Annotated in this window: 5 protein-coding genes; all 5 read left to right on the top strand. The window is 47.2% G+C overall.

The annotated features are described in order from the left end of the window. Positions 1-465: 465 nt before the first annotated feature. The 5 genes from P5G61_RS30300 to radA all read left to right on the top strand — a co-directional run bounded on the left by P5G61_RS30300 (position 466) and on the right by radA (position 6,887). The gene (locus tag P5G61_RS30300; RefSeq protein WP_024633618.1) at positions 466-927 is read left to right on the top strand and encodes a CtsR family transcriptional regulator; all 462 of its coding nucleotides are present in this window, start codon (positions 466-468) and stop codon (positions 925-927) included. 30 nt (positions 928-957) lie between these two features. Beyond that, on the top strand, positions 958-1,482 hold the full coding sequence (mcsA, locus tag P5G61_RS30295) for a protein-arginine kinase activator protein McsA (RefSeq protein ID WP_079348920.1): 525 nt from the start codon (positions 958-960) through the stop codon (positions 1,480-1,482). Positions 1,483-1,510: 28 nt separating this feature from the next. Then, positions 1,511-2,581, top strand: coding sequence for a protein-arginine kinase McsB (mcsB, locus tag P5G61_RS30290; protein ID WP_079348921.1), 1,071 nt, complete (start codon positions 1,511-1,513; stop codon positions 2,579-2,581). 187 nt (positions 2,582-2,768) lie between these two features. Further along, positions 2,769-5,231 carry an ATP-dependent Clp protease ATP-binding subunit gene (locus P5G61_RS30285; RefSeq protein WP_024633615.1) on the top strand — a complete coding sequence of 821 codons (2,463 nt, stop codon included), beginning with the start codon at positions 2,769-2,771 and terminating at the stop codon, positions 5,229-5,231. A 288-nt stretch (positions 5,232-5,519) separates the two neighbouring features. Then, positions 5,520-6,887 (top strand): DNA repair protein RadA, encoded by a 1,368-nt coding sequence (radA, locus tag P5G61_RS30280; RefSeq protein ID WP_024633614.1) that lies wholly within the window; start codon positions 5,520-5,522, stop codon positions 6,885-6,887. Position 6,888 lies beyond the last annotated feature (1 nt).

Here is a 6,888-nt window from a genome sequence, read left to right as displayed (position 1 = left end):
TAAAAAATGCACCCCCTAGAATTTCATCGGTTAAACCTAGGGGTTTTTCCAATGTCTATTCTAAGGGGTGCACTTCACTTTTTTGGAGAGGTTTTTTTGTGTCAGCCGAATATTTCGTGTAAAATCGTAAAAAATGAATAGTGCTCCCTCTTGGCAAAACCACAAAATATGCTATAATGTATATAAAGTCAAAGAAAGTCAAAGTCAACTAAAGGTTAAATACTTACGTAGCTTTCTTTCTGCAATCCGGTGGTGGGAGCCATTTTGAAGGTAGTACACATCAGCGGATATAGGCAATATTAAAGGACCTTCGAGCGTCCTTCGCTCTCCTGTAAACGACCATGAAAGATCAGTTTCGCTGTTTCCTTGATTGGTTAAATGGGTTAAATGGGTTGAGAAGGTGTACTCTGTAGGGGCGTGTGGGTCCTTATTGACTTAACGTTTCAGACAGTGGAGGATGATTGGATGCGTAATATCTCTGATATTATCGAACAATATCTGAAGAGTATTTTGCATGAAAGTCCCGAAGGAATGGTCGAAATTCAACGTAATGATCTGGCTGACCAATTTTCATGTGTGCCTTCCCAGATCAATTATGTCATCAGCACCCGATTTACACTCGAAAAAGGTTACCTTGTAGAGAGTAAACGTGGCGGCGGCGGTTATGTTCGCATACAGCGGATTGAATTGCCGGCTCACTCGGCTCTGCATAACCATTTGCACCATAGTATTGGAGATGAGATCGGGCAGACAGCTGCCGAAGGTCTGATTTACCAACTGGAAGAAGCACGTTTCTTAAGCAAAAGGGAAGCCGGGTTGATGCGGGCAGCTGTATCGAGAGAGATTATATTGGTCAAACTTCCTTACCGGGATCAAATTCGTGCCAGAATGTTAAAGGCGATGTTAATATCTTTGCTCGGTAAATGAAAACTATCGGGATCAAGGGGGTACATCATTGTGCTGTGCCAAGAATGCAACAAACGTCCGGCCACACTCCATTTCACCAAGATCGTGAACGGAGAAAAGACGGAATTCCATATTTGTGAGTCATGTGCTCGTGAAAAAGGGGAAATGATTCCCGGAACATCCAATGGATTTTCCATTCACAACCTATTGTCCGGGTTGCTTGATTTTGAACCCTCAGGCAAGAATGGAAGTGCGGGAGCAACACCTGCGCAATCCCTTCGTTGTGAAGAATGCGGCATGACCTATTCACAGTTTAGCAAAATCGGCCGCTTTGGCTGTAGTTCATGTTATAAATATTTTGACAGTCGTTTAGACCCGTTATTCAAACGGGTTCATGGCAGCACTTCTCACGTGGGTAAAGTGCCTGCACGAGCAGGTGGTCGCATCAAGGTCAAAAGACAGATTGCTGATTTGAAACGGGATCTTCAGGAGAGCATCACGCAAGAGGAGTTTGAAGAAGCAGCTCAAATTCGTGATCAGATCAGGGAACTTGAAAAAGAAATAGCTCAGGAGTAAAGTTTGTGATGAGTAGGAGGGATGCGTAATGTCTAATCTGCGTTTTACAGAGAAGGCGCTCAGCGACTGGATGCGTAGTGATGCGGCTGATTCCGAAATTGTGATTAGCAGCCGGGTCCGGATCGCACGCAACCTGCAGCATTATCCGTTTCCGATGCTGGCTTCCAATGAGCAATCGGAAGAAGTGCTGAATAAGCTGAGCGAGGTACTTCAATACGACGACGTTCATGCCTTTGGAGATTTTCATACCCTGGGTCTGACTGATATCGATGACCTTGACAAACGGGTACTGGTGGAGAAACATCTGATCAGTCCCAGTCTTGCGAACGAATCCAGAAATGGTGCTGTTATTCTCAGTGAGGATGAGTCTGTCAGTATTATGATTAATGAAGAGGATCATCTTCGTATCCAGTGCCTCTATCCGGGGTTCCAGGTGAAAGAAGCCTGGGAGAAAGCTTCCGCCATAGATGATGCTTTTGAAGCGCATGTGGATTATGCTTTTGATGACCGCAGAGGATATTTAACCAGCTGTCCTACGAATGTAGGTACAGGTGTAAGAGCATCTGTCATGATGCATCTGCCCGCTCTGGTGATGACACAGCAGATCGGCCGCATTCTAACCGCAGTCTCCCAAGTCGGACTGACTGTCCGGGGAATTTACGGTGAAGGCAGTGAGGCGATGGGTAACCTGTTCCAAATCTCGAACCAGATCACACTGGGGCAGACGGAACATGAAGTCATTGATAACCTGCATAGTGTTGTGTTACAAATGATCGGGCATGAGCGTACCGCCAGAGAGCGGTTAATTACCGACTCCAGATTGCGGATTACCGACAGAGTGATGCGTTCTTACGGCATTCTGTCCCATGCAGCTATCGTCGACTCAAAGGAAGCTGCACAGCGTCTGTCTGATGTTCGACTTGGTGTAGATCTCGGCTTATTGGACGGCTTGTCCATAACCGTGATGAACGAGCTGAATGTGATGACTCAGCCGGGCTTTTTGCAGAAAACATTTGGGGAAGACATGCGGACAGATGAGCGTGACATTTATCGGGCTCAGTTGATCCGTGATACGATTAGTGCAGCCAATCAATCCTAGGCTAAACAAAAGTCATTAACAAAGGTTTCACGCCGCATCTGCGGCTTTATATAATAGAGCATTTTCTATAAATGAATGCTGAATGATTTTATTCGCAGCACGGCTGCAAACAAAAATGATATGAAGAATACGGTGGGATTCTTTCAACAGCCCCCGTTTTATCCAAAACCATGGAGGTGCAGGAGATATGATGTTTGGAAGATTTACGGAACGGGCCCAAAAGGTGCTCGCATTGGCGCAGGAAGAAGCTGTCCGTCTTGGTCATAATAACATCGGAACTGAGCACATTTTGCTCGGCCTCATTCGTGAAGGCGAAGGCATCGCAGCCAAAGCGCTGATCGGCCTGGGTCTCGGATTGGAAAAAATTCAAGATGAAGTAGAAACGCTGATTGGCCGTGGCCAAGAGCAACCTACGAACATTGCATATACGCCTCGTGCGAAAAAAGTGATTGAACTGTCTATGGATGAAGCTCGCAAATTGGGCCATACCTATGTTGGCACAGAGCATATTCTGCTCGGATTGATTCGTGAAGGTGAAGGGGTTGCAGCACGTGTGCTGAATAACCTGGGCATCAGCTTGAACAAGGCACGTCAACAAGTGCTGCAACTGTTGGGCAGCAGTGAAGCCGTATCCAGTCATAACGGAACCCCTGCCAATGTCAGCACACCAACCCTGGATAGTCTGGCACGTGATCTTACGGCGTATGCCAGAGAGAATAACCTCGATCCGGTGATTGGACGTAGCAAAGAAATTGAGCGTGTCATCCAGGTACTCAGCCGCCGTACCAAGAACAACCCGGTACTGATCGGTGAGCCAGGTGTAGGTAAAACAGCGATTGCTGAAGGACTTGCACAAAAAATCATCGCCAACGAAATTCCAGAGACTTTGCGTGACAAACGTGTCATGACCTTGGATATGGGTTCCGTTGTTGCAGGTACAAAATATCGTGGTGAATTCGAAGATCGTCTGAAAAAAATTATGGATGAAATTCGTCAAGCGGGTAACATTGTCCTGTTCATCGATGAATTACACACCCTGATTGGTGCAGGTGGAGCGGAAGGTGCAATTGATGCTTCGAACATTCTGAAACCTGCTCTGGCTCGTGGAGAATTGCAATGCATCGGTGCGACGACCCTGGATGAATACCGCAAATATATCGAGAAGGATGCTGCTCTGGAGCGTCGTTTCCAACCGATTACGGTAGATCAGCCTTCTCCAGAAGAAGCGATTCAGATCTTACACGGCTTGCGTGACCGTTACGAAGCGCATCACCGGGTTAAAATTACCGATGAAGCGATTGTACAGGCGGTTAAACTGTCTGACCGATACATTACAGACCGTTTCCTGCCGGACAAAGCGATCGACCTGATTGATGAGGCGGGTTCCAAAGTAAGATTGAACTCTTACACGATCCCACCAAACCTCAAACAACTGGAAAGCCGTCTCGAAGATATCCGTAAGGAAAAAGACGCAGCGGTACAAAGCCAGGAGTTCGAAAAAGCAGCAGCTCTGCGTGACACGGAACAAAAAATCCGTGAAGAGCTGGATGTAACGAAGAACCAATGGAAAGAAAAACAAGGCCGCACGGATTCGGAAGTAACGCCTGAGGATATCGCGCAAGTGGTAGCCAACTGGACTGGAATTCCGGTGAACAAGCTGAAAGAAGAAGAGACACAACGTCTCATGACTTTGGAATCGATTCTGCATGAACGTGTCATTGGCCAAGATGAGGCTGTGAAGTCCGTCAGCCGTGCAGTTCGTCGTGCCCGTGCTGGATTGAAAGATCCAAAACGTCCGATGGGTTCATTTATCTTCCTTGGTCCTACTGGGGTAGGTAAAACCGAGCTGGCTCGTGCGCTTGCAGAAGCGATGTTTGGAGATGAAAATGCAGTCATCCGGATTGATATGTCCGAGTATGGCGAGAAGCATTCCACTTCAAGACTGGTCGGAGCGCCTCCGGGATATGTGGGATACGAAGAAGGTGGACAGTTGACAGAGAAAGTTCGTCGCAAACCTTACTCCGTCGTCCTGCTCGATGAAATCGAGAAAGCACATCCGGAAGTATTCAACATCTTGCTGCAAGTCCTTGAAGATGGCCGTCTGACTGATTCCAAAGGTCGCGTCGTGGACTTCCGTAATACGTTGATCATCTTGACATCCAATGTCGGTGCAGAAGCGATCAAACGTAACTCTACACTGGGCTTCACAGCAGTTGTGGATGCAGGTGCGGATTACGATAACATGAAGGGTAAAGTGATGGATGAGCTGAAGAAAAGCTTCCGTCCTGAGTTCCTTAACCGGATTGACGAAATTATCGTGTTCCACTCTCTTGAAGAGAAGCACATTGCTGAAATTGTTACCCTCATGAGTGAAGAGCTACGTAAACGGCTGCGTGAGTATGAGGTCGACTTCGAGCTCACTGACAATGCCAAGGATTTCCTTGCCAAAGCAGGCTTCGATCCAGCTTATGGTGCTCGTCCGCTTCGTCGGGCGATTCAGAAGCATATCGAAGACAAATTGTCTGAAGAGTTGCTCACAGGTAATGTGGTCAAAGGAGATTCGTTGCTCATTGACGAAGAGAATGGAGCATTGTCTGTAACGAAAAAAGACGTTGTTGTTCCTTCCAATGAGGAAATCGAAACAAAATAAGTGATCCTTGATGAGTTTACTGATTTTGATGCATAAAACAAAAATCCTTCCTGGCTTTAGCTGGGAAGGATTTTTTGTGTTGTTTGTACCAGTTAGAGCCCGAAAGCTCTGTTGTTTATCAAAACTACATTTGAACTGCTACGAACATGTGTAAAGTTTGCGATAATCCTTTACGAAAAATCTCAAACAATGGTAAACTTTTATTAACCCTGCACGTCAGGGCATATAGGGCAAAATTCGTCGAAAAATGCAAAATGCTGTTATAAAATAAATCCTAGGAGTGCTGAAGTGGCCAAAGTTAAAACCAAGTTTCAGTGTACGGAATGCGGCTATGAAGCCCCCAAATGGTACGGCAAATGTCCGGGTTGTCAGTCTTGGAATTCAATGGTGGAAGAAACCGAAACGGTGGTCAAAACACAAGGGAGAAATTCCCCTCTCTTTGAGAGTAAAGATAAGCCACTTCCCATCATAGATATAGATAGCGGTCAGGAACCGCGTGTACAGACTGGAATTGAAGAGCTGAATCGGGTTTTGGGCGGCGGAATTGTTCCGGGATCTCTCGTTCTGGTGGGCGGAGACCCCGGAATTGGAAAATCAACGTTAATGTTGCAGACATCTCATGCTTTGACCCATTCAGGTTTGCGTGTGTTATATGTCTCGGGTGAGGAGTCAGTCAAGCAAACCAAATTGCGTGCTGACCGTCTGGGTGCGCTGTCTCCTGAGTTATATGTATTGTGTGAGACCAATATGGAGCGGGTCGAGGAAGCGGTGGAGCAGATCCAGCCGCATTTTCTTGTCATCGACTCCATTCAAACTGTATATCTGCCAGAAGTCACCAGTGCACCCGGCAGTGTAGCTCAGGTAAGGGAATGTACGTCACGGTTCATGCGGATCGCCAAAGGCCGAGGCATTGCAACCGTGCTTGTGGGGCATGTTACGAAAGAAGGCGCCATTGCCGGTCCACGTATGTTGGAACATATGGTGGACTGTGTTCTTTATTTTGAAGGAGAGCGGCATCATACGTATCGCCTTTTACGTGCGGTAAAGAACCGTTTTGGTTCGACCAATGAGATTGGCATTTTTGAGATGGGTGAAGAAGGGCTACGTGAGGTGGGTAACCCTTCAGAACTCTTCCTGTCGGAACGTCCGCTTGGTGTAGCGGGTTCTACGGTAGTTGCCAGCATGGAGGGGACACGTCCTCTGCTCGTGGAATTGCAGGCGCTCATCTCGTCTACACACTTTCCTTCCCCACGTCGCATGGCGACAGGGATAGACCATCACAGGCTGAACCTTATTATTGCTGTACTTGAGAAAAGAATGGGCATGTTTTTGCAAACACAGGATGCGTATCTGAATGTAGCTGGGGGCGTGCGGCTGGATGAACCAGCTATCGATTTGGCGGTTGCGGTCAGCATTGCATCCAGTCTGAGGGATGTACCGACCAAACCGGATGACGTCATTTTTGGCGAAATCGGTTTGACGGGTGAGGTTCGGGCCGTTTCACGGGCTGAACAACGTGTGAAAGAAGCTCAGAAATTGGGCTTTAAGCGTGTTATTTTACCAGAAAAAAGCTTAAAGGGCTGGAAACATCCTCGCGGGATACAACTGATCGGTGTGAATACCGTGGCAGATGCACTAGCGGTTGCTTTAGATTAGG

Origin of the sequence: Paenibacillus vandeheii, assembly GCF_030433635.1 — a bacterium.
Lineage (GTDB): Bacteria > Bacillota > Bacilli > Paenibacillales > Paenibacillaceae > Paenibacillus > Paenibacillus vandeheii.
The sequence above is the reverse complement of the archived record's forward strand: the minus strand, read 5'-3'. Positions and strand labels throughout refer to the sequence as shown.